The following is a 1,506-nucleotide window of genomic DNA, read 5'->3' on the forward strand; positions in this document are numbered from 1 at the left end:
GTTGGTCTACAACTATGAGGCTAAGTTAGTTGATGAACATGTATTGCAATTGAATATAATCGATGATACCACGCAAAAGGTTCTTGAGAATGGTATTGTTTTAGGTAAAGGTCTTTTGAATGGACCTGTAGCTAAAGATGTAGTTGATAAATACAATGCTAAGTTTGAAGAACTGAGAACTAAGGGTTATGACGTGAGATCATACGATGAATTACCAGCTGACTATACTGCTGACAAGACATTGACGATCCATGTTACGCACGGAACTAAGGAAGTGGCAGGTCCTGATCGAACGGTGAATGTTTTACTCGAGTATGTTTATGGCAACGGACCAAAACAGGGTAGTTTTGCATCAGAGCCATATAAAGAAGAGCATACCTTCACATCGATCAATGTGGTCGATAAAGTAACGGGTGAGATCGTTGAAACAAAATGGTCATTGCCAACTGCAAGTCCTGTGATCAAAACGCCTAAAGTAGAGGGGTATGTAGCTGATAAAGCAACAGTCAAGATCCCAGATATCACTCCAGATTCTAAAGACGTTAAACTAAATGTAACGTACTTGACGATCTTGCCAAAAGAAAATATCAAGATCGAGTGGGGACATGCTTTAGCAGCTAAAGATGTGATCATTGTGCCAGAAAAATTAGAAAACTTGGTGATCGATCAAACCTGGAAGTTAGTTCCAGATTTCAAACCAACTTCACTAACTGATCGCTTGACATCAGGCATCGTTACAGTAACGCTAAGTGATGGAACTAAACTTGATGTTGAAGTCGAAATTGAAGTGGCTAAATTATCTGAAAGTAATGAACCAAAAGTTGATCAAGTGACGATTTCTAAAGATAAACAACTCGATCCAAAACAAGTGGTCAATAATCTGGCTGAACTTCCTGATCGTACCCAGTTGGAATGGGTCAAAGAACCGACCGCTTTGGCAGATGGAGTACTCAATGTAAAATATCCAGACGGTTCTAACGATCTAGTAGAAGTTAAGGTCAAAAAGACGGCGATAGCAAACGATGCTACACAAACTCCAAAAGACATCAATGAAGCAGGGATCAAAGCTACACTTGAAATAAAAACAACTGATCAAACTGAGACAGAGATGCCTAAGACGACCGAACTACCACAAACAAGTGACAAAATCGACAATACAGCCGGTATCCTTGGTATAGCTGTAGCTACACTGGGTGGATTGCTAGGGTTTGGAACAACTAAACATAAAAAGAAAAGCTAGTCTCACATATCTAGTTTAGAAAGTTAAAAAGTTCTCTGAAGACAACCGTCTTTAGAGAACTTTTTAGTTGAATAAGTAGAATCAAATAATATACAAATTTTGGATAAAATTCTGGCTAAGACCGAGTTGATATTTGTGTGCCTAAATCTAAAAAGTAGTGAAAACTCCCTATCATATTCGTATATTTCAAAGCATATAGTTATAAAAAACAAAACTTATCTATTTTGAATAGAGTTTGTCTACATTCTGGCGCTAGAAATTTTGGG

Annotated in this window: 1 protein-coding gene; it reads left to right on the forward strand. The window is 37.8% G+C overall.

Going from position 1 to position 1,506, the window contains the following annotated elements:
- The coding region (locus LMU01S_RS09960) for a mucin-binding protein (RefSeq protein ID WP_169795914.1) at nt 1–1,240 on the forward strand (1,240 nt) is incomplete at its 5' end.
- Nucleotides 1,241–1,506 lie beyond the last annotated feature (266 nt).

Source organism: Ligilactobacillus murinus DSM 20452 = NBRC 14221 (assembly GCF_001591685.1).
Lineage (GTDB): Bacteria > Bacillota > Bacilli > Lactobacillales > Lactobacillaceae > Ligilactobacillus > Ligilactobacillus murinus.